The 19,484-nt window shown below is 59.0% G+C and carries 22 protein-coding genes and 1 riboswitch; of the genes, 18 read left to right on the top strand and 4 right to left on the bottom strand.

The genetic code is table 11. The features are described from left to right. Window positions 1-10: 10 nt before the first annotated feature. From cbiB to pduF, 4 genes are all read right to left on the bottom strand, one after another. Window positions 11-970 carry an adenosylcobinamide-phosphate synthase CbiB gene (cbiB, locus tag GT756_RS14005; protein ID WP_048295502.1) on the bottom strand — a complete coding sequence of 320 codons (960 nt, stop codon included), beginning with the start codon at window positions 968-970 and terminating at the stop codon, window positions 11-13. Then, window positions 967-2,343 carry a cobyrinate a,c-diamide synthase gene (locus GT756_RS14000; protein ID WP_135699186.1) on the bottom strand — a complete coding sequence of 459 codons (1,377 nt, stop codon included), beginning with the start codon at window positions 2,341-2,343 and terminating at the stop codon, window positions 967-969. The genes cbiB and GT756_RS14000 overlap by 4 nt, the downstream gene beginning before the upstream one ends. Before the next feature lie 92 nt (window positions 2,344-2,435). Continuing rightward, a riboswitch (cobalamin riboswitch) is annotated at window positions 2,436-2,614 on the bottom strand. Between the two features lie 280 nt (window positions 2,615-2,894). Further along, a complete protein-coding gene (gene pocR, locus GT756_RS13995) occupies window positions 2,895-3,806 on the bottom strand; it encodes a regulatory protein PocR (RefSeq protein ID WP_004205486.1) in 912 nt (303 codons plus the stop codon). A 188-nt stretch (window positions 3,807-3,994) separates the two neighbouring features. After that, window positions 3,995-4,795 carry a propanediol diffusion facilitator PduF gene (gene pduF, locus GT756_RS13990; RefSeq protein WP_004105118.1) on the bottom strand — a complete coding sequence of 267 codons (801 nt, stop codon included), beginning with the start codon at window positions 4,793-4,795 and terminating at the stop codon, window positions 3,995-3,997. A 525-nt stretch (window positions 4,796-5,320) separates the two neighbouring features. On the opposite strand from pduF, the gene pduA reads away from it, so the two are divergent. From pduA to pduU, 18 genes are read left to right on the top strand one after another with little or no spacing between them, the layout of a single operon-like run. Then, window positions 5,321-5,602: a propanediol utilization microcompartment protein PduA gene (pduA, locus tag GT756_RS13985; protein WP_003030255.1), complete on the top strand. Its 282-nt coding sequence runs from the start codon at window positions 5,321-5,323 to the stop codon at window positions 5,600-5,602. Next, the gene (gene pduB, locus GT756_RS13980; protein ID WP_004105122.1) at window positions 5,602-6,414 is read left to right on the top strand and encodes a propanediol utilization microcompartment protein PduB; all 813 of its coding nucleotides are present in this window, start codon (window positions 5,602-5,604) and stop codon (window positions 6,412-6,414) included. The genes pduA and pduB overlap by 1 nt, the downstream gene beginning before the upstream one ends. Window positions 6,415-6,432: 18 nt before the next feature. After that, entirely contained in the window at window positions 6,433-8,097 is a 1,665-nt protein-coding gene (pduC, locus tag GT756_RS13975) for a propanediol dehydratase large subunit PduC (protein ID WP_160124850.1), read from the top strand. A 10-nt stretch (window positions 8,098-8,107) separates the two neighbouring features. Beyond that, window positions 8,108-8,782 carry a propanediol dehydratase medium subunit PduD gene (gene pduD / locus GT756_RS13970; protein ID WP_108450876.1) on the top strand — a complete coding sequence of 225 codons (675 nt, stop codon included), beginning with the start codon at window positions 8,108-8,110 and terminating at the stop codon, window positions 8,780-8,782. 14 nt (window positions 8,783-8,796) lie between these two features. Further along, complete coding sequence (gene pduE / locus GT756_RS13965; RefSeq protein ID WP_160124849.1) at window positions 8,797-9,318, top strand: propanediol dehydratase small subunit PduE; 522 nt, start codon at window positions 8,797-8,799, stop codon at window positions 9,316-9,318. 15 nt (window positions 9,319-9,333) lie between these two features. Then, window positions 9,334-11,166 carry a propanediol dehydratase reactivase alpha subunit PduG gene (pduG, locus tag GT756_RS13960; protein WP_135699192.1) on the top strand — a complete coding sequence of 611 codons (1,833 nt, stop codon included), beginning with the start codon at window positions 9,334-9,336 and terminating at the stop codon, window positions 11,164-11,166. After that, window positions 11,156-11,506: a propanediol dehydratase reactivase beta subunit PduH gene (pduH, locus tag GT756_RS13955; RefSeq protein WP_048295506.1), complete on the top strand. Its 351-nt coding sequence runs from the start codon at window positions 11,156-11,158 to the stop codon at window positions 11,504-11,506. Before pduG ends, pduH begins: the two co-directional genes overlap by 11 nt. A 19-nt stretch (window positions 11,507-11,525) precedes the next feature. Beyond that, window positions 11,526-11,801 carry a propanediol utilization microcompartment protein PduJ gene (gene pduJ, locus GT756_RS13950; RefSeq protein WP_001057755.1) on the top strand — a complete coding sequence of 92 codons (276 nt, stop codon included), beginning with the start codon at window positions 11,526-11,528 and terminating at the stop codon, window positions 11,799-11,801. A gap of 3 nt (window positions 11,802-11,804) precedes the next feature. Continuing rightward, window positions 11,805-12,287: a BMC domain-containing protein gene (locus GT756_RS13945; RefSeq protein WP_085955473.1), complete on the top strand. Its 483-nt coding sequence runs from the start codon at window positions 11,805-11,807 to the stop codon at window positions 12,285-12,287. Next, window positions 12,287-12,919, top strand: coding sequence for a phosphate propanoyltransferase (locus GT756_RS13940; protein ID WP_023319059.1), 633 nt, complete (start codon window positions 12,287-12,289; stop codon window positions 12,917-12,919). The genes GT756_RS13945 and GT756_RS13940 overlap by 1 nt, the downstream gene beginning before the upstream one ends. Then, the gene (pduM, locus tag GT756_RS13935; protein WP_043520838.1) at window positions 12,916-13,407 is read left to right on the top strand and encodes a microcompartment protein PduM; all 492 of its coding nucleotides are present in this window, start codon (window positions 12,916-12,918) and stop codon (window positions 13,405-13,407) included. Before GT756_RS13940 ends, pduM begins: the two co-directional genes overlap by 4 nt. Window positions 13,408-13,410: 3 nt before the next feature. Next, window positions 13,411-13,686, top strand: a complete 276-nt coding sequence (gene pduN / locus GT756_RS13930; protein ID WP_000549823.1) for a propanediol utilization microcompartment protein PduN — start codon at window positions 13,411-13,413, stop codon at window positions 13,684-13,686. A 9-nt stretch (window positions 13,687-13,695) separates the two neighbouring features. Beyond that, window positions 13,696-14,706, top strand: a complete 1,011-nt coding sequence (gene pduO / locus GT756_RS13925; RefSeq protein WP_160124848.1) for a two-domain cob(I)yrinic acid a,c-diamide adenosyltransferase PduO — start codon at window positions 13,696-13,698, stop codon at window positions 14,704-14,706. Beyond that, a complete protein-coding gene (gene pduP, locus GT756_RS13920; RefSeq protein ID WP_004205473.1) occupies window positions 14,703-16,097 on the top strand; it encodes a CoA-acylating propionaldehyde dehydrogenase PduP in 1,395 nt (464 codons plus the stop codon). The genes pduO and pduP overlap by 4 nt, the downstream gene beginning before the upstream one ends. Before the next feature lie 11 nt (window positions 16,098-16,108). Beyond that, window positions 16,109-17,221: a 1-propanol dehydrogenase PduQ gene (gene pduQ / locus GT756_RS13915; RefSeq protein ID WP_135699197.1), complete on the top strand. Its 1,113-nt coding sequence runs from the start codon at window positions 16,109-16,111 to the stop codon at window positions 17,219-17,221. After that, window positions 17,218-18,573, top strand: a complete 1,356-nt coding sequence (gene pduS / locus GT756_RS13910; protein WP_160124847.1) for a cobalamin reductase PduS — start codon at window positions 17,218-17,220, stop codon at window positions 18,571-18,573. The genes pduQ and pduS overlap by 4 nt, the downstream gene beginning before the upstream one ends. A 2-nt stretch (window positions 18,574-18,575) precedes the next feature. Beyond that, on the top strand, window positions 18,576-19,130 hold the full coding sequence (gene pduT, locus GT756_RS13905; protein ID WP_049115775.1) for a propanediol utilization microcompartment protein PduT: 555 nt from the start codon (window positions 18,576-18,578) through the stop codon (window positions 19,128-19,130). After that, window positions 19,130-19,480 (top strand): propanediol utilization microcompartment protein PduU, encoded by a 351-nt coding sequence (gene pduU / locus GT756_RS13900; RefSeq protein WP_004205469.1) that lies wholly within the window; start codon window positions 19,130-19,132, stop codon window positions 19,478-19,480. The genes pduT and pduU overlap by 1 nt, the downstream gene beginning before the upstream one ends. The last annotated feature ends 4 nt before the right edge of the window (window positions 19,481-19,484 follow it).

The raw sequence follows: 19,484 nt of genomic DNA, 5'->3' as shown, positions 1-19,484 counted from the left end.
CAGGTTCTCCTCAGGCCGCGCCGACCAGCCAGTAGCGCAGGCCGATAAACAGCGCCAGCGCCAGGGTTGACGCCACCCACATCAATCGAATGGTTCGGGAAATATCGTCCACCGCAATGTCGCGGACGGCGTCGCCTATCCAGGGTTTTTCAACGCGCTGGCCGAAGTAGTCGTTCGGGCCGCCAAGGCGGATCCCCAGCGCGCCGGCGACGGTCGCTTCCGGCCAGGCGCAGTTAGGACTGCTGTGCTGATAGCGATCGCGCCAGCCCGTCCGCAGCGCCCGGGCGCCATCTTCCCGACATACCACGGCGGCGAGGCTAAGCAGCAGCCAGCTCAGCCGGGCGGGAAGGAAGTTGGCCACATCGTCAAGACGGGCGCTGACCATGCCGATCGCCCGGTATTTTTCGTGCTTATAGCCGACCATGGAATCGAGGGTGTTGACCGCCTTATAGGCCATGGCCAGCGGCGCGCCGCCGAGCAGCAGGAAGAAGAGCGGCGCGATAATGCCGTCGACGGTGTTTTCCGCCACGGTTTCCACCACCGCGCGGTTAATCTGCTGCGGCTGGAGCTGTGTGGTGTCGCGCCCGACAATCCACGACAGCTTGCTACGGCTTTCCGCCAGATCCCCCGCGCGCAGCGGTCGCTCGACGTCCCGCGCCGACTGCGCCAGACAGCGCCCCGCCAGCACGGTGAAGATCATCCATACCTCCACCAGCCATCCCAGCCAGGGGTGGATCCCGCGCGCCAGCGCCAGTACGCCCCAGGCCACAGCCCACGTCAGGCCGGTCACCACCAGCCACATCACCCCGCCGCCAATGCGCAGCGCCCGCTCGCTATGGCAGACCCGCCGCACCACGCACTGGCTGATGTTGATCAGACGACCTATCCAGCGCACCGGATGCGGCCAGTGCGGCGGATCGCCAATGACGACATCGAGTATCCAGGCCACACACCAGGCGAGAAGAGTCATAGCGTCCTCCTTGCCGCCTGCAGCCAGTGGTTGAGCATGGTGGGTCGCTGGGCAAAATGGACATGGAGATAGCTGGCAAAGGCGCTGCCGGACTGCCATCCTCCCTGCCACTGCTGAAGCGTCTTGCCATCCCGCTGTTTACGGCAGGCCAGCACGGCGGCGGTGGCGGGAGTAAAATCGGAGTAATGAAATTCATGGCCGCGCAGCCACTCGCCGGGGGCGGCCAGCAGCGTCTGCTGCTGCGCCTGCGCTTCGCAGTAGCCGAACCGGGTCAGACGCGTCCCCATCCGGCTGTAGCCGGGAATGATATCCGCCATCGCATAGCGCTCGCCGCCGGTGACCTCCAGGGCGGAGCCCAGATACATCAGGCCGCCGCACTCGGCGTAGATCGCCACCCCGCGCCGGTGCGCCGCGCGGAGCTGCGCCAGCATCTCCTGGTTGGCAGACAGGCCGGTCGCGTGCAGCTCCGGGTAGCCGCCGCCAAGCCAGATCATCTGGCAGGCCGGCAGCTGGCGATCGCGCAGCGGGCTAAAGCGCACGATCTTCACGCCGCAGCGGACCAGCAGCGCCAGGTTATCGGGATAATAAAAATTGAAGGCCTCGTCGTCGGCGAGGGCCAGCGTCAGCCCTTCGCCGGCGTCGGCGGCAAGCTGCTCCCCCCACTCGCCGGCCGGCAGGTTCGCCAGTTCGCTGAGGGACAGCAGCCGGTCGATGTCGAGGGTGCGCCCCAGCAGGCTGGCAAAATCCCGCCATGCCTGTTGATTAACCACCGACTCGCGGGCGGTCACCAGCCCCAGATGCCGCTCGGGCAGCGCCACGCCTTCCACGCGCGGCACATAACCGAGCACCGGCGCCTGGCAGTAGCGCTCAATGGCGCTTTTCAGCAGCTGGAAGTGGGTGTCGCTGTTGACGCGATTAACGATCACGCCGGCGATATTGAGGGCCGGATCAAAATGTTGAAAGCCCATCACCGTGGCGGCGATGGAGGTCGAGACCGCTTTGCCATCCACCAGCAAAATCACCGGGCAGCCAAGCTGTTTGGCCATCGCCGCGCTGCTGCAGTAGTTGGGGTCGGTGCCGTAGCCGTCATAGAGGCCCATCACCCCTTCAATGACTGCGATATCGGCCTGCTGCAGCTGGTCGGCAAACAGCGCGTTGAGTATCGGGGCGGGAAGCATAAAGCTGTCGAGATTGCGGGAGGCGACGCCGCTGATGGCGGTGTGCCAGGCGGTGTCTAAATAGTCTGGCCCCACTTTACAGGGTTGCACCCGCAAACCGCGCTGTTGGAGCAAGCTGAGCAGGCCGAGCGTCACGGTGGTTTTGCCACAACCGCTACCGGTACCCGCAAGAATGAACGCACGCCTGGTTGCCATACCCTGTCCTGTTCAGGTGGTCAGAGTATAGCTGCGCGCATGCCTGGTCCTGCGACCACGCACCGCTAAGCCACCCACTTCCCACCGAAGTTGTTGGTCTGTTACCGGCAGGCAGGTCTTCTGGCTTAGCTTCGTTCTCGCCCGCCCTTCCCAATCTTACGATCAGTGGTTTTTACGGGGTCGTCAGCATCACAGCAGCGGGGGCTGCGGGGGATTGACACCCCCTTCCCTGACACCAAACTGGTGTCGAACCTGTCGGTTTTATTCGCCGATGCGCCCTGCATCGGCGGTTAATGTTTCAAGCTTACTTTTACCGCCTTATCCCCCGCCAGAATGACGCCTGCGGAGTGAAGCGGTTTTGAATAATCATCGGTCTCGTATTAACGGACACTCTATCCCATCACAAAAATAAAAACTGGTGTAGTTTATCCCTCGAATATCATTATTTTGTTGCGCTATGACAATTTATTGCTCTACTGTCGTTTTTTTCATTTTATAATGATGAAGATACTCCGGGATATCAAAAATCGGCAATAGCAAAATATTGTCATTTAAAATGACTCAGTTTGTGATCCGGCATTAATTTGCTGACGAAACGCCTGCGGCGTTACCTGATAGGTCTGGCGAAACACTTTACAAAAATAGCTGGTTTGCGAAAAACCTAAATTCCGCGCAATGCTGGCAATGCTCCAGTCGCTGTGGCAAAGCAGCTCTTTTGCGCTCGCCATCCGCTGCTGATTGACCCAGGCGTTAAAGCCGATCCCCTGATATTTTTTAAACAATTTGCTGAAGTAGTACGGGCTGAGATAGACGTGCGCCGCCACCTCCTCCAGACGCAGTTCATCAGAGAGATGCGCGTCGATATAGCGCAGCGCCTTCTTCATTTTGCCATCGTGCGGCGAGGCCGCCCGGCTGCTCTGCGCCGGGTCGTTCTGCGGCGGGTTATCCTTGATAACCACGAAGTTAAGCTGTTTTTTCAGGCAATTCTCGACGATCAGCTTGAGCAGATCCGCAGAGGCGATAACCCGCGAATAGTCCATCTCAGGCACATCGCGGAACGCCTGAACCAGCGCCGGATCGTCCTGCCAGCGGTCATCCACGTTAAGGATGTCCACCAGTTCGATATCGTTGCTCAGACGAACCTGGCCGCAGAGCACAAAGCCCACAAGGTGCCCGGCGATAACCAGCGGAATGGAAAAATCGGTTAACCCGGCGTGGCAGCGGTAGATACAGAGCGCATCGGTTTTCGAGGCCTCGAGGCCGCCGCAGCGGTCGCTCATGCGACAGCGGGAGCTGTGCTGGGGGTGCTGGCGCATCAGCTGGCAGAAAGGGGTGAAGTTAAACAGTTCAGATATTTCATCACCGTGAATATTGACAACCACAACCGCCAGACTGGTGGCCTGCGCAAAATCCTGTGCGATTTTATTAATGAGTTCTGAGTTCAGTGTGCTCGCAGAAATCATGATAAAACCTCTCAGTTAATTTTTTGTTATAAATAAAACATTTCTTTAATATTCACTTCCTTTCATCATCATTTACCGCCAACGATAAAAGAATATTACGATAGCAAAAGTCTCCCATCCGTGGGAGACGTTTTTAGCCAGTTCGTGATACCGGTTCATGAAAATTTTTCGCTATTTCAGCGGATGCATTAATCCTCTAATTTACAGGTATTACACGGTAGATTATTACCAATCAGATAACGATAGATGGCCGCGCCGAGACAGGCGCCGATCAGCGGCGCAATAATCGGCACAATAAAGTACGGTATATCCCTTCCGCCGGTCATCGCGATATCGCCCCAACCCGCCATCCACGTAAACAGCTTCGGCCCAAAATCACGCGCCGGATTCATTGCAAAGCCGGTCAGCGGCCCGGTTGAAGCGCCAATGACCGCCACCAGCAGGCCGATCAGCAGCGGGGCCAGCGGCCCTTTCGGTACGCCGTTGCCGTCGTCGGTCAGCGCCATAATCATCCCCATCAGCATGGAGGTGATCACCACTTCAACCAGCGCCGCATGCCAGATGCTCAGCGATGCCGCCGGGTAGGTGCTGAAAATACTCGCCAGCTGCAGGCTCTCTACGCTGCCGCGCGCGATATGGTGGGCGGATTCAAACTCGGTAAACATCGTGCTGTACAGCACATAGGCCAGCACCGCGCCGCCAAAGGCGCCGGCAACCTGTGAAACGATATAGGGGAAAACTTTGCGTCCGGGAAAGCAGGCAAACAGCCATAACGCGACGGTCACCGCCGGGTTGAGATGGCCGCCGGAGATCCCCGAAGTCAGATACACGGCAAGCGAGATCCCCAGCCCCCAGATAATGCATATCTCCCACAGTCCGAGGCTGGCTCCCGCCACCTTTAACGCGCTCAGACAGCCGATGCCAAAAAACAAAAATAGCCCGGTGCCCAGAAACTCGGCGGTACATTGCGCTTTTAACGAATCATTCATTATGACACCTTCTTAGCAGAGTTCGTGTCCTGACCAGCCAACATCCTGCTGGCAGTAGAGTACAACGGGCACCACTATATGAACTCCCGTCCGCAAATTGTTGGCAACCTGCTGACGGCAGCCTCCGGAAAATTCGGGCATCAATAACAAATTATTGTCATTAAATAACGCAGAATTGCATTGCTCACGCGCGGCTTTCGCCATTATGCCACCACCATGGCATGCAAAAATATTGCTAAAACCAGCTCATCGTTTTCCAACAAACATCACAAATCAGTTTCTCGCGCATAGCAGATAAAATTGAAATCGTCATGAACAAATTTGTAAATATGGAATATACAAAACAAGATAATCACATCAAAACAAATAAAAATATTAATTAACATCAAACACTTAAATAAATAAAAGACAATTTTATATTATCCAATACCCACTATTTTTTCACCATCACATTGAAGTCAGCCATTCTTTTTCCTCGCATCTTCTTATAGTCCCAACTATCGGATCACTCCATGCGAGGTCTTTATGCAACAAGAAGCACTAGGAATGGTAGAAACCAAAGGCTTAACCGCAGCCATAGAGGCCGCTGATGCAATGGTTAAGTCAGCCAATGTGATGTTAGTGGGCTATGAAAAGATTGGCTCCGGGCTGGTAACCGTCATCGTGCGCGGCGATGTTGGCGCGGTCAAAGCGGCTACCGATGCAGGTGCCGCCGCCGCACGCAACGTGGGTGAAGTGAAAGCCGTACACGTCATCCCACGCCCTCACACCGATGTAGAAAAAATCTTACCGAAGGGAATTAGCTAATGAGCAGCAATGAGCTGGTTGAACAGATCATGGCGCAGGTGATTGCCCGTGTGGCAACGCCGGAACAGCAGGCCATCCCTACTGAAAACCACCCAATACGAGAGACAGCTATGGCAGAAAAAAGCTGCAGTTTAACGGAATTTGTCGGGACCGCCATTGGCGACACCCTTGGCCTGGTTATCGCGAACGTCGATACCGCCCTGCTGGATGCGATGAAGCTTGAGAAGCGCTATCGCTCCATCGGCATTCTCGGCGCCCGCACCGGCGCAGGTCCGCACATTATGGCGGCGGACGAAGCGGTGAAAGCCACCAACACCGAAGTGGTCAGCATTGAGCTTCCGCGTGATACCAAAGGCGGGGCGGGCCACGGTTCGCTGATTATTTTAGGCGGCAACGACGTTTCCGACGTTAAGCGCGGTATCGAAGTCGCGCTGAAAGAGCTGGACCGCACCTTCGGTGATGTTTATGGCAACGAAGCCGGACATATCGAGCTGCAGTATACCGCTCGCGCCAGCTACGCCCTGGAAAAAGCGTTCGGCGCCCCGATTGGCCGCGCCTGCGGCATTATCGTCGGCGCTCCGGCTTCCGTCGGCGTACTGATGGCCGATACCGCCCTGAAGTCAGCCAACGTTGAAGTCGTGGCGTACAGCTCTCCGGCGCACGGCACCAGCTTTAGTAACGAAGCCATTCTGGTGATTTCCGGCGACTCCGGCGCGGTTCGTCAGGCGGTGACCTCCGCCCGCGAAATCGGCAAAACCGTCCTTGCGACCCTCGGTTCTGAACCGAAAAACGATCGCCCGTCCTACATCTGATACCCACGAGGCTGATTCATGAGATCGAAAAGATTTGAAGCACTGGCGAAACGCCCTGTGAATCAGGACGGCTTCGTTAAGGAGTGGGTCGAAGAAGGCTTTATCGCGATGGAAAGCCCGAACGACCCGAAACCGTCGATTAAAATCGTTAACGGCGCGGTGACTGAGCTGGACGGAAAGCCGGTTTGCGATTTTGACCTGATCGACCACTTTATCGCCCGCTACGGCATCAACCTGAACCGCGCCGAAGAAGTGATGGCGATGGATTCGGTCAAGCTGGCCAACATGCTCTGCGATCCGAACGTTAAGCGTAGCGAAATCGTCCCGCTGACCACCGCGATGACGCCGGCGAAAATTGTCGAAGTGGTTTCGCATATGAACGTGGTTGAGATGATGATGGCGATGCAGAAAATGCGCGCACGCCGTACCCCGTCTCAGCAGGCGCACGTCACTAACGTTAAAGATAACCCGGTACAGATTGCCGCCGACGCCGCTGAAGGCGCATGGCGCGGATTTGACGAACAGGAAACCACGGTTGCAGTCGCGCGCTATGCGCCGTTTAACGCCATCGCGCTGCTGGTCGGCTCGCAGGTAGGCCGCCCGGGCGTACTGACTCAGTGCTCGCTGGAAGAAGCCACCGAGCTCAAGCTCGGCATGCTGGGCCACACCTGCTACGCCGAAACCATCTCCGTCTACGGTACCGAACCGGTCTTTACCGACGGCGACGACACCCCGTGGTCGAAGGGCTTCCTCGCCTCCTCCTACGCCTCTCGCGGCCTGAAAATGCGCTTCACCTCCGGCTCCGGCTCCGAAGTGCAGATGGGCTACGCCGAAGGCAAATCCATGCTTTATCTGGAAGCGCGCTGCATCTACATCACCAAAGCCGCCGGCGTTCAGGGGTTGCAAAACGGCTCGGTAAGCTGCATCGGCGTACCGTCTGCGGTGCCGTCAGGCATTCGCGCTGTGCTGGCGGAAAACCTGATCTGTTCGTCGCTGGATCTGGAGTGCGCCTCCAGTAACGACCAGACCTTCACCCACTCCGATATGCGTCGTACCGCGCGCCTGCTGATGCAGTTCCTGCCGGGTACTGACTTTATCTCCTCCGGTTATTCCGCGGTGCCGAACTACGACAACATGTTCGCCGGTTCCAACGAAGATGCGGAAGACTTTGACGACTACAACGTTATCCAGCGCGACCTGAAAGTGGACGGCGGCCTGCGTCCGGTTCGTGAAGAGGACGTTATCGCCATCCGTAACAAAGCCGCCCGCGCGCTGCAGGCCGTGTTTGCCGGAATGGGACTGCCGCCGATTACCGATGAAGAAGTTGAAGCCGCAACCTACGCTCACGGTTCGAAAGATATGCCGGAGCGCAACATCGTCGAAGACATCAAGTTCGCCCAGGAAATCATCAATAAAAACCGCAACGGTCTGGAAGTCGTTAAAGCGCTGGCGCAGGGCGGTTTTACCGACGTGGCCCAGGACATGCTCAACATCCAGAAGGCCAAGCTGACCGGCGACTATCTGCATACCTCCGCCATTATCGTCGGCGACGGACAGGTGCTCTCTGCGGTTAATGACGTTAACGACTATGCCGGTCCGGCAACGGGTTATCGCCTGCAGGGCGAACGCTGGGAAGAGATTAAAAACATCCCTGGCGCTCTTGATCCCAACGAGATTGATTAAGGGGTGAGAAATGGAAATTAATGAAAAATTGCTGCGCCAGATAATTGAAGAAGTGCTCAGCGAAATGAAAGGCAGCGATAAACCCGTCTCGTTTAATGCGCCAGCGGCCTCGGCTGCGCCGCAGGCAACCGCGCCTGCTGGCGACGGTTTCCTGACGGAAGTCGGCGAAGCGCGTCAGGGCACTCAGCAGGACGAAGTGATTATCGCCGTCGGCCCGGCATTCGGCCTGGCGCAGACCGTCAATATCGTCGGCTTACCGCATAAGAGCATTCTGCGCGAAGTCATCGCAGGTATTGAAGAAGAAGGCATTAAAGCGCGCGTGATTCGCTGCTTTAAATCTTCCGACGTGGCGTTCGTCGCGGTTGAAGGTAATCGCCTGAGCGGCTCCGGCATCTCTATCGGCATCCAGTCAAAAGGCACCACCGTTATCCATCAGCAGGGCCTACCGCCGCTCTCTAACCTGGAGCTGTTCCCTCAGGCGCCGCTGCTGACGCTGGAAACCTATCGTCAGATTGGTAAGAACGCCGCTCGCTATGCGAAACGCGAATCGCCGCAGCCGGTCCCGACCCTGAATGACCAGATGGCGCGCCCGAAGTATCAGGCCAAATCTGCCATTTTGCACATTAAAGAGACCAAGTACGTCGTGACGGGCAAAAACCCGCAGGAACTGCGCGTGGCGCTTTGATAAAGGATAACTCCATGAATACCGACGCAATTGAATCGATGGTTCGGGACGTATTGAGCCGCATGAACAGCCTGCAGGGCGAAGCGCCAACGGCGGCTCCTGCGGCAGGCGGCGCGTCCCGTAGCGCAAAGGTCAGCGACTACCCGCTGGCGAACAAGCACCCGGAATGGGTGAAAACCGCCACCAATAAAACGCTGGACGACTTTACGCTGGAAAACGTGCTGAGCAATAAAGTCACCGCTCAGGATATGCGTATTACCCCGGAAACGCTGCGCTTACAGGCTTCTATCGCCAGGGACGCGGGCCGCGACCGGTTGGCGATGAACTTCGAACGCGCCGCCGAACTGACCGCGGTACCGGACGATCGCATTCTTGAAATCTACAACGCCCTCCGCCCCTATCGCTCGACGAAAGAGGAGCTGCTGACGATCGCCGACGATCTCGAAAGCCGCTACCAGGCGAAGATCTGCGCCGCTTTCGTTCGCGAAGCGGCAACGCTGTACGTCGAGCGTAAAAAACTCAAGGGCGACGATTAATTACAGGGGCATGTGATGCGATATATAGCTGGCATTGATATCGGCAACTCATCGACGGAAGTCGCCCTGGCGACCCTGAATGAGGCTGGCGCGCTGACGATTACGCACAGCGCGCTGGCGGAAACCACCGGGATCAAAGGCACGTTGCGTAACGTGTTCGGCATTCAGGAGGCCCTCGCGCTGGTCGCAAAGCGCGCGGGGATCAGTGTCAGCGATATTTCGCTCATCCGCATTAACGAAGCCACGCCGGTGATTGGCGATGTGGCGATGGAAACCATTACCGAAACCATCATCACCGAATCAACCATGATCGGCCATAACCCGAAAACGCCCGGCGGCGCGGGGCTTGGCGTGGGCATCACCATTACGCCGCAGGAGCTGTTAACCCGCCCGGCGGACGCGCCCTATATCCTGGTGGTGTCGTCGGCGTTTGACTTTGCCGATATCGCCAGCGTGATTAACGCTTCCCTGCGCGCCGGATATCAGATTACCGGCGTCATTTTGCAACGTGACGATGGCGTGCTGGTCAGCAACCGGCTGGAAAAACCGCTGCCGATCGTTGACGAAGTGCTGTACATCGACCGCATTCCGCTGGGGATGCTGGCGGCAATTGAGGTCGCCGTCCCGGGGAAGGTCATCGAAACGCTCTCTAACCCCTACGGCATCGCCACCGTATTTAACCTCAACGCCGATGAGACGAAAAACATCGTGCCGATGGCTCGCGCGCTGATTGGCAACCGTTCCGCCGTGGTGGTCAAAACGCCATCCGGTGACGTCAAAGCGCGCGCGATACCCGCCGGTAACATTGAGCTGCTGGCCCAGGGCCGGAGCGTGCGCGTGGATGTCGCCGCCGGCGCCGAAGCCATCATGAAAGCGGTCGACGGCTGCGGCAAACTCGATAACGTCACCGGCGAGTCGGGGACCAATATCGGCGGCATGCTGGAGCATGTGCGCCAGACCATGGCCGAGCTGACCAACAAGCCCAGCAGCGAGATTTTTATTCAGGATCTGCTGGCCGTTGACACCTCGGTTCCGGTGAGCGTCACCGGCGGTCTGGCCGGGGAGTTCTCGCTGGAGCAGGCCGTGGGCATCGCCTCCATGGTGAAATCTGACCGTTTGCAGATGGCGATGATTGCCCGCGAGATCGAGCAGAAGCTCAATATCGACGTACAGATCGGCGGCGCAGAGGCCGAAGCCGCCATTCTCGGCGCGCTGACCACCCCCGGCACCACGCGTCCGCTGGCGATCCTCGACCTGGGCGCAGGCTCCACCGATGCCTCCATCATCAACCCCAAAGGCGAAATCATCGCCACTCACCTCGCCGGAGCTGGCGATATGGTGACGATGATCATTGCCCGCGAGCTGGGGCTGGAGGATCGCTACCTGGCGGAAGAGATCAAAAAATATTCACTGGCGAAAGTCGAAAGTCTGTTCCATCTGCGCCACGAGGACGGCAGCGTGCAGTTCTTCTCCACGCCGCTGCCCCCCGCCGTATTCGCCCGCGTCTGCGTGGTGAAACCGGACGAACTGGTGCCGCTTCCCGGCGACTTAGTGCTGGAAAAAGTGCGCGCCATTCGCCGCAGCGCCAAAGAGCGCGTCTTTGTCACCAACGCCCTGCGCGCGCTGCGCCAGGTCAGCCCGACCGGCAACATTCGCGATATCCCCTTCGTGGTGCTGGTGGGCGGCTCGTCCCTCGATTTTGAGATCCCGCAGCTGGTCACCGATGCGCTGGCGCACTACCGGCTGGTGGCCGGGCGAGGAAATATTCGCGGCAGCGAAGGCCCAAGAAACGCGGTGGCCACCGGTCTGATTCTCTCCTGGCATAAGGAGTTTGCGCATGGACAGTAATCACACCGCCCCGGCTATTGTGATCGCCGCCATCGACGGCTGCGACGGCTTGTGGCGCGAAGTGCTGCTGGGTATCGAAGAGGAAGGCATTCCTTTCCTGCTCCAGCATCATCCGGCCGGGGATGTCGTGGACAGCGCCTGGCAGGCGGCGCGCAGCTCGCCGCTGCTGGTGGGCATCGCCTGCGATCGCCATACGCTGGTCGTGCACTACAAGAATTTACCCGCATCGGCGCCGCTTTTTACGCTGATGCATCATCAGGACAGTCAGGCCCACCGCAACACCGGTAATAACGCGGCACGGCTGGTCAAAGGGATCCCTTTCCGGGATCTGAATAGCTAAGCAACAGGAGAACAGCAGTATGAATAACGCACTGGGACTGGTTGAAACAAAAGGGTTAGTAGGCGCCATTGAAGCCGCCGATGCCATGGTGAAATCGGCCAACGTGCAGCTGGTCGGCTACGAAAAAATTGGCTCGGGTCTGGTGACCGTCATGGTTCGCGGCGATGTCGGCGCGGTCAAAGCGGCGGTGGATGCGGGCAGCGCGGCGGCAAGCGTGGTGGGTGAAGTGAAATCCTGCCACGTGATCCCGCGTCCGCACAGCGACGTTGAGGCCATTTTACCGAAATCAGCCTGATTGATGGCGAATAAGGAGCACCGCGTGAAGCAATCACTGGGATTACTTGAAGTTTGTGGTCTGGCACTGGCTATTAGCTGCGCCGATATCATGGCGAAATCCGCTTCTATCACGCTGGTCGCCCTCGAAAAGACCAATGGTTCAGGCTGGATGGTCATTAAAATTACCGGTGATGTGGCCTCAGTACAGGCGGCCATCACCACCGGTGCACAGTTTGCCGAACAGCGAAACGGTCTGGTGGCTCATAAAGTCATCGCCAGACCCGGAGAAGGGATCCTGCCAGCAGAGGCTCCCCCACCCTCCGTCATGGAACCTGAGCCTGAAGAGTCAGAGACGGCTGATGTCGTTTCTGAAGCGCCAGCAGAAGAGCCCCTCCAGCAACAAGGCGTGGTGAGCTGCAACCTGTGCCTGGATCCAAAATGTCCGCGCCAGAAGGGCGAGCCGCGCACCCTTTGCATTCATCCCGGCAAGCGAGGTGAAGCGTAATGGATAAACAGCTTCTCGAATCAACGGTCAGTAAAGTCCTCGACGAGATGCGTCTGCGGCCCATTCCGCTGGGGGTTTCAAATCGTCATATCCACCTGTCGGCGTCGGATTATGAACGCCTGTTTCCCGGTCATCCCATCAGCGAGAAAAAAGCGCTGCTGCAGCCGGGACAGTACGCTGCGGAGCAAACCGTCACCCTGGTAGGGCCGAAGGGGCAGCTTAAAAATGTGCGCCTGCTCGGCCCGCTGCGCTCGGTAAGTCAGGTGGAAATCTCGCGTACCGATGCCAGAACGCTGGGAATTGCGGCGCCGCTGAGAATGTCCGGCAACCTGAAAGGGACGCCGGGCATCCGTCTGGTCAGCCCTTTTGGCGAGCTAGAACTCTCGACAGGGGTTATCGTCGCGCAGCGGCATATCCATATGTCGCCGCTCGATGCGCTTATCCTGCGGGTTTCTCATGGCGACAGGGTCTCCGTGGCCATTGAAGGCGACGAGCGCGGGCTGATTTTCGACAACGTGGCGATTCGCGTGTCACCGGACATGCGCCTCGAAATGCACATTGATACCGATGAAGCCAACGCCGCCGGTGCCGATAATCCGCAGGCCTTTGCCCGGCTGGTAGGCCCGCGATGAACGGCGCAGTTTTGCAGCGCATTGTGGAGGAAATCGTCTCCAGGCTGCAGCGTCGCGCCCATAGCACGGCGACGCTGAGCGTTGCGCAGCTCCGTGATGCCGACTGTCCAGCGCTGTTCTGTCAGCACGCCTCGCTGCGCATCCTGCTCGTTGACCTGCCGCTGCTGGCTCAGCTTGCGGATGCGGAAACCGACGATGCCGCGGCGCGGAAAATTCACGAGGCGCTGGCTTTCGGCATCCGCGTGCAGCTCACCCTGCACAGCCAGCTGCTGCCGGTTATCCCGCTCAAAAAACTGGCGCGCCTGCCGGTGATATTCACCGACGAGCGCGGACGGCCGCTGATCCTGCATGCAGGTTCAGTGCTGAGCTATCGCGACGTCGCGCAGCTGGGCCAGGGGCGTCTGGTTATCCACCGCAAATGCATCGTGACCGCGCTGGCGCGCGAAGCGGCACAGGCGCGGCATATTCAATTCATTAAGCAGGAGTAAATCATGCATCTGGCACGAGTCACGGGCGCGGTTGTCTCCACGCAAAAATCGCCTTCCCTGATCGGCAAAAAGCTGCTGCTGGTGCGGCGGGTCAGCGCCGATGGCGAACTCCCCGCCTCCCCCACCTCCGGCGATGAAGTCGCCGTCGATTCCGTCGGCGCGGGGATCGGCGAGCTGGTTCTGCTCAGCGGCGGCTCCAGCGCCAGGCACGTTTTTTCCGGGCCAAACGAGGCCATCGACCTCGCCGTTGTCGGCATTGTCGATACGCTTTCACGTTAAGGAGCGAATATGGCGATTTATACCCGAACGGGCGACGCTGGCACCACCTCACTCTTTACCGGCCAGCGGGTGAGCAAAACGCACCCGCGGGTTGAAGCCTACGGCACGCTGGACGAACTGAACGCCGCGCTGAGCCTGTGCGCCTGCGCCGCCGCGGATGAAAATCACCGCGCCCTGCTCGAAGCCATCCAGCAGCAAATATTCTGGTTTAGCGCAGAACTGGCCAGCGACAGCGAGCAGCCGTCGCCCAAACAGCGCTACATCAGCAGCGAAGAGATTTCCGCCCTGCAAGCCGCCATCGATCGGGCCATGGCCCGCGTCGAACCGCTGCATAGCTTTATTTTACCCGGCCGCTGCGAAGCCGCGAGCCGCCTGCATTTTGCCCGCACGCTGGCCCGCCGCGCCGAACGCCGTCTGGTTGAGCTGGCGGCGGAAGTCAACGTACGCCAGGTGCTGATGCGCTACATCAACCGCTTATCAGATTGCCTGTACGCCCTGGCCCGCGCGGAAGATAGCGATGCGCACCAGAACAATATTATTCGTGAGGTTAGCAGGCGCTATCTGGCCGCCAGCCAGCCGAGCCACAGCAAGGAGACGACGCCCGTGGCACTCTCATTCCACGATCTGCACCAGCTCACCCGCGCCGCGGTTGAGCGCGCGCAGCAGCTTCAGGTGCCGGTGGTGATTAGCATCGTTGATGCCCACGGTACGGAAACCGTCACCTGGCGGATGCCGGACGCCCTGCTGGTCAGCAGCGAACTGGCGCCGAAAAAGGCCTGGACCGCGGTGGCGATGAAAACGGCGACCCATGAGCTGAGCGATGTCGTTCAGCCGGGCGCGGCGCTTTACGGTCTGGAAACGCATTTACAGGGAAAAGTGGTCACCTTTGGCGGCGGTTACGCCCTGTGGCGCGACGGCTTATTAATTGGGGGTCTTGGCATCAGCGGCGGCAGCGTTGAGCAGGACATGGACATAGCACAGACCGCCATCGCGGCTATTAACGTGGGAACACATCAATGAATACTTCTGAACTCGAAACCCTGATTCGCACCATTCTTAGCGAGCAATTAACCACGCCAGCGCAAACGCCGGTCCAGCCTCAGGGCAAAGGGATTTTTCAGTCCGTCAGCGAGGCTATCGACGCCGCGCACCAGGCGTTCTTACGTTATCAGCAGTGCCCGCTAAAAACCCGCAGCGCCATTATCAGCGCAATACGTCAGGAGCTGACGCCGCTGCTGGCGACGCTGGCGGAAGAGAGCGCCAATGAAACGGGGATGGGCAACAAAGAAGATAAATTCCTGAAAAACAAGGCCGCGCTCGACAATACCCCGGGCGTAGAAGACCTCACCACCACCGCGCTGACCGGCGACGGCGGCATGGTGCTCTTTGAATATTCGCCGTTTGGCGTTATCGGCTCCGTCGCGCCGAGCACCAACCCGACGGAAACCATCATCAACAACAGCATCAGCATGCTGGCGGCGGGCAACAGCGTCTACTTCAGCCCGCATCCGGGAGCGAAAAAGGTCTCTCTCAAGCTCATCAGCCTGATTGAAGAGATTGTTTTCCGCTGCTGCGGCATCCGCAATCTGGTGGTCACCGTAGCGGAACCAACCTTTGAAGCGACCCAGCAGATGATGGCCCATCCGCGCATTGCGGTTCTGGCCATTACCGGCGGCCCGGGCATTGTGGCGATGGGCATGAAGAGCGGTAAGAAAGTCATTGGCGCTGGCGCGGGCAACCCGCCCTGTATCGTTGATGAAACGGCGGATCTGGTAAAAGCGGCGGAAGATATCATCAACGGCGCTTCGTTCGATTACAACCTGCCCTGCATCGCCGAGAAGAGCCTGATTGTGGTGGAGAGCGTGGCGGAACGCCTGGTGCAGCAAATGCAAACCTTCGGCGCACTGCTGCTCAGTCCAGCCGATACCGACAAACTCCGCGCCGCCTGCCTGCCTGAAGGCCAGGCGAACAAAAAACTGGTCGGCAAAAGCCCGTCGGCCATGCTGGAAGCGGCCGGGATCGCCGTGCCGGCGAAAGCGCCGCGTCTGCTGATTGCTATCGTCAACGCCGATGACCCGTGGGTCACCAGCGAACAGCTGATGCCGATGCTGCCGGTAGTGAAAGTCCGCGATTTCGATAGCGCGCTGGCGCTGGCGCTGAAGGTTGAAGAGGGTCTGCATCATACCGCCATTATGCACTCGCAGAACGTATCGCGCCTGAACCTTGCGGCCCGCACCCTGCAAACCTCGATTTTCGTCAAGAACGGCCCCTCTTATGCCGGGATCGGCGTCGGCGGCGAAGGTTTTACCACCTTTACCATTGCCACGCCAACCGGTGAAGGGACAACCTCGGCGCGCACCTTTGCCCGCTCCCGGCGCTGCGTGCTGACCAACGGCTTTTCCATCCGCTAACCGAGGTCGCGATGAATACTTTCTCACTACAAACGCGGTTGTACAGCGGTCATGGCAGTCTGGCGGTGCTCAAGCGCTTTACCAATAAGCACATCTGGATAATCTGCGATGGCTTTCTGGCGCGCTCGCCGCTGCTGGATACCCTGCGTAACGCGTTGCCCGCAGATAACCGCATCAGCGTCTTTAGCGAGATAACGCCGGACCCTACTATCCATACCGTGGTGCAGGGGATTGCGCAAATGCAGGCCCTGCGTCCGCAGGTGGTCATCGGCTTCGGCGGCGGTTCGGCAATGGACGCGGCGAAAGCTATCGTCTGGTTCAGCCAGCAGAGCGGCATCAACATCGAAACCTGCGTGGCCATACCAACCACCAGCGGCACCGGCTCGGAAGTGACCAGCGCCTGCGTAATTAGCGACCCGGATAAAGGCATTAAGTATCCACTGTTCAACAATGCGCTGTATCCGGATATGGCGATCCTGGACCCGGAGCTGGTGGTCAGCGTACCGCCGCAGATTACGGCCAACACCGGTATGGACGTGCTGACCCATGCACTGGAGGCGTGGGTTTCGCCGCACGCCAGCGACTTTACCGACGCGCTGGCGGAAAAAGCCGCCAAACTGGTGTTCCAGTATCTGCCCACGGTGGTAGAAAAAGGCGACTGCGTGGCGACGCGCGGGAAAATGCATAACGCCTCAACCCTCGCCGGGATGGCCTTCAGCCAGGCGGGACTGGGGCTTAATCACGCTATTGCCCACCAGCTTGGCGGGCAGTTTCATCTGCCGCATGGCCTGGCAAACGCGCTGCTGTTAACCACGGTTATCCGCTTTAACGCCGCTGTTCCCCGCGCTGGCAAACGCTATGCGCGGCTGGCCAAAGCCTGCGGCTTTTGCCCGGCAGAGGCCAACGACGTCACAGCGATCAATGCGCTGATTCAGCAGATCGAACGACTCAAGCAGAGCTGTGCGCTGCCTTCACTGGCCGTTGCGCTTAAAGAAGGAAGATCCGACTTTTCCGCGCGTATTCCGGCAATGGTGCAGGCCGCGCTGGCGGACGTCACGCTACGCACCAACCCGCGTCCAGCCTGCGCTGAAGAAATCAGGGAACTGCTGGAGGAACTGCTATGAGCGCCGCCATCAACAGCGTTGAAATCTCCCATAGCGCCGATGAAATCCGCGAGCGCGTGCGCGCAGCAGGCGTCGTCGGCGCGGGCGGCGCGGGGTTTCCCGCCCACGTTAAGCTACAGGCGCAGGTAGAGATTTTTCTGGTCAACGCCGCCGAGTGCGAACCGATGCTCAAGGTCGACCAACAGCTGATGTGGCAGCAGGCTGCGCGCCTTGTGCGCGGCGTGCAGTACGCGATGACGGCAACCGGCGCGCGCGAAGGGGTCATTGCCCTGAAAGAAAAATACCGCCGGGCTATCGACGCCCTTACCCCGCTGCTGCCTGCCGGTATCCGTCTGCATATTCTGCCGGATGTCTATCCCGCGGGCGATGAGGTGCTGACCATCTGGATGGCTACCGGTCGCCGGGTCGCGCCCGCCGCGCTGCCAGCCAGCGTCGGCGTGGTGGTCAATAACGTGCAAACGGTCCTCAATATTGCCCGGGCGGTTGAACAGCAGTTTCCGGTCACTCGCCGTACGCTGACCGTAAACGGCGCGGTCGCGAAGCCACTCACCATCACCGTCCCTATTGGCATGCCGCTGCGCGAAGTGTTGGCGCTGGCGGGCGGCGCGACGGTCGACGACCCCGGTTTTATTAACGGCGGTCCGATGATGGGCGGCCTGATTGCCTCTCTCGATAACCCGGTGACAAAAACCACCGGCGGCCTGCTGGTGCTGCCGAAAAGCCATCCGCTTATTCAGCGGAGAATGCAGGACGAGCGCACGGTGCTTTCCGTGGCGCGCACCGTCTGCGAGCAGTGCCGGCTATGCACCGATCTCTGCCCACGACACCTGATCGGCCACGAACTCTCTCCGCACCTGCTGGTGCGGGCGGTGAACTTTCATCAGGCCGCCACGCCGCAGCTGCTGCTTAGCGCCCTTACCTGCTCGGAATGCAACGTCTGCGAAAGCGTGGCCTGTCCGGTCGGGATCTCGCCGATGCGCATCAACCGCATGCTAAAACGCGAGCTGCGCGCGCAAAACCAGCGCTACGAAGGGCCGCTCTATCCCGCTGACGAAATGGCAAAATATCGCCTGGTGCCGGTGAAGCGACTGATCGCCAAACTGGGATTAAGCCCCTGGTACCAGGAAGCACCGCTGGTTGAAGAGGAACCGTCAGTAGAAGAAGTGACATTGCAGTTGCGCCAGCATATCGGCGCCGGTGCGGTGCCGAATGTCACCGTCGGGGAGCGCGTTACGCGCGGGCAATGCATTGCCGATGTTCCGGCAGGCGCATTAGGCGCGCCGATTCACGCCAGTATTGACGGCGTTATTGCGGCCATCAGCGAACAGGCCATCACGGTGGTAAGAGGTTAACCATGTCTCAGGCTATAGGAATTTTAGAACTCACCAGCATTGCCAAAGGGATGGAACTCGGCGATGCGATGCTGAAAAGCGCCAACGTTAATCTGCTGGTCAGCAAGACCATCTGTCCGGGGAAGTTTTTACTGATGCTTGGCGGCGATATCGGCGCTGTCCAACAGGCCATTGAAACCGGTACGTCGCAGGCCGGTGAGATGCTCGTCGACAGCCTGGTGCTGGCGAATATTCATCCCAGCGTACTTCCGGCCATCAGCGGCCTGAATAACGTCGATAAGCGTCAGGCGATAGGTATCGTCGAAACCTGGAGCGTGGCGGCCTGCATCAGCGCCGCTGACCGGGCGGTAAAAGGCTCAAACGTCACCCTGGTGCGGGTGCATATGGCTTTCGGCATCGGGGGTAAATGCTACATGGTGGTGGCGGGCGACGTTTCTGACGTCAACAACGCGGTGACGGTTGCCAGCGAAAGCGCGGGCGAAAAAGGGCTGCTGGTTTACCGCTCGGTGATCCCGCGCCCGCATGAAGCCATGTGGCGACAGATGGTGGAGGGATGATGGAAAGACAGCCAACAACGGATCGCATGATTCAGGAATACGTTCCCGGGAAACAGGTTACCCTCGCGCACCTGATTGCCAATCCGGGGAAAGATCTCTTTAAGAAGCTGGGTCTGCAGGATGCGGTATCCGCCATTGGCATCCTCACCATTACGCCCAGCGAGGCGTCGATTATCGCCTGCGATATCGCCACTAAATCCGGCGCAGTAGAAATTGGTTTTCTTGACCGCTTTACCGGCGCCGTGGTGCTGACCGGCGACGTTTCCGCCGTCGAGTATGCCCTCAAGCAGGTGACGCGCACGCTGGGTGAAATGATGCAGTTTACAACCTGCACTATCACCCGGACGTAACGCG

Source organism: Klebsiella sp. Q2 (assembly GCF_009900705.1).
GTDB classification, from domain to species: domain Bacteria; phylum Pseudomonadota; class Gammaproteobacteria; order Enterobacterales; family Enterobacteriaceae; genus Klebsiella; species Klebsiella quasipneumoniae.
Note: the sequence above shows the minus strand (reverse complement) of the source record. Positions and strands in the feature narration are given on the sequence as shown.

Bases quoted from the DNA above. Each gene is read 5' to 3' on its own strand.
- cbiB (WP_048295502.1), bottom strand. From the start codon at position 970: ATGACTCTTCTCGCCTGGTGTGTGGCCTGGATACTCGATGTCGTCATT.
- GT756_RS14000 (WP_135699186.1), bottom strand. From the start codon at position 2,343: ATGGCAACCAGGCGTGCGTTCATTCTTGCGGGTACCGGTAGCGGTTGT.
- pocR (WP_004205486.1), bottom strand. From the start codon at position 3,806: ATGATTTCTGCGAGCACACTGAACTCAGAACTCATTAATAAAATCGCA.
- pduF (WP_004105118.1), bottom strand. From the start codon at position 4,795: ATGAATGATTCGTTAAAAGCGCAATGTACCGCCGAGTTTCTGGGCACC.
- pduA (WP_003030255.1), top strand. From the start codon at position 5,321: ATGCAACAAGAAGCACTAGGAATGGTAGAAACCAAAGGCTTAACCGCA.
- pduB (WP_004105122.1), top strand. From the start codon at position 5,602: ATGAGCAGCAATGAGCTGGTTGAACAGATCATGGCGCAGGTGATTGCC.
- pduC (WP_160124850.1), top strand. From the start codon at position 6,433: ATGAGATCGAAAAGATTTGAAGCACTGGCGAAACGCCCTGTGAATCAG.
- pduD (WP_108450876.1), top strand. From the start codon at position 8,108: ATGGAAATTAATGAAAAATTGCTGCGCCAGATAATTGAAGAAGTGCTC.
- pduE (WP_160124849.1), top strand. From the start codon at position 8,797: ATGAATACCGACGCAATTGAATCGATGGTTCGGGACGTATTGAGCCGC.
- pduG (WP_135699192.1), top strand. From the start codon at position 9,334: ATGCGATATATAGCTGGCATTGATATCGGCAACTCATCGACGGAAGTC.
- pduH (WP_048295506.1), top strand. From the start codon at position 11,156: ATGGACAGTAATCACACCGCCCCGGCTATTGTGATCGCCGCCATCGAC.
- pduJ (WP_001057755.1), top strand. From the start codon at position 11,526: ATGAATAACGCACTGGGACTGGTTGAAACAAAAGGGTTAGTAGGCGCC.
- GT756_RS13945 (WP_085955473.1), top strand. From the start codon at position 11,805: ATGGCGAATAAGGAGCACCGCGTGAAGCAATCACTGGGATTACTTGAA.
- GT756_RS13940 (WP_023319059.1), top strand. From the start codon at position 12,287: ATGGATAAACAGCTTCTCGAATCAACGGTCAGTAAAGTCCTCGACGAG.
- pduM (WP_043520838.1), top strand. From the start codon at position 12,916: ATGAACGGCGCAGTTTTGCAGCGCATTGTGGAGGAAATCGTCTCCAGG.
- pduN (WP_000549823.1), top strand. From the start codon at position 13,411: ATGCATCTGGCACGAGTCACGGGCGCGGTTGTCTCCACGCAAAAATCG.
- pduO (WP_160124848.1), top strand. From the start codon at position 13,696: ATGGCGATTTATACCCGAACGGGCGACGCTGGCACCACCTCACTCTTT.
- pduP (WP_004205473.1), top strand. From the start codon at position 14,703: ATGAATACTTCTGAACTCGAAACCCTGATTCGCACCATTCTTAGCGAG.
- pduQ (WP_135699197.1), top strand. From the start codon at position 16,109: ATGAATACTTTCTCACTACAAACGCGGTTGTACAGCGGTCATGGCAGT.
- pduS (WP_160124847.1), top strand. From the start codon at position 17,218: ATGAGCGCCGCCATCAACAGCGTTGAAATCTCCCATAGCGCCGATGAA.
- pduT (WP_049115775.1), top strand. From the start codon at position 18,576: ATGTCTCAGGCTATAGGAATTTTAGAACTCACCAGCATTGCCAAAGGG.
- pduU (WP_004205469.1), top strand. From the start codon at position 19,130: ATGGAAAGACAGCCAACAACGGATCGCATGATTCAGGAATACGTTCCC.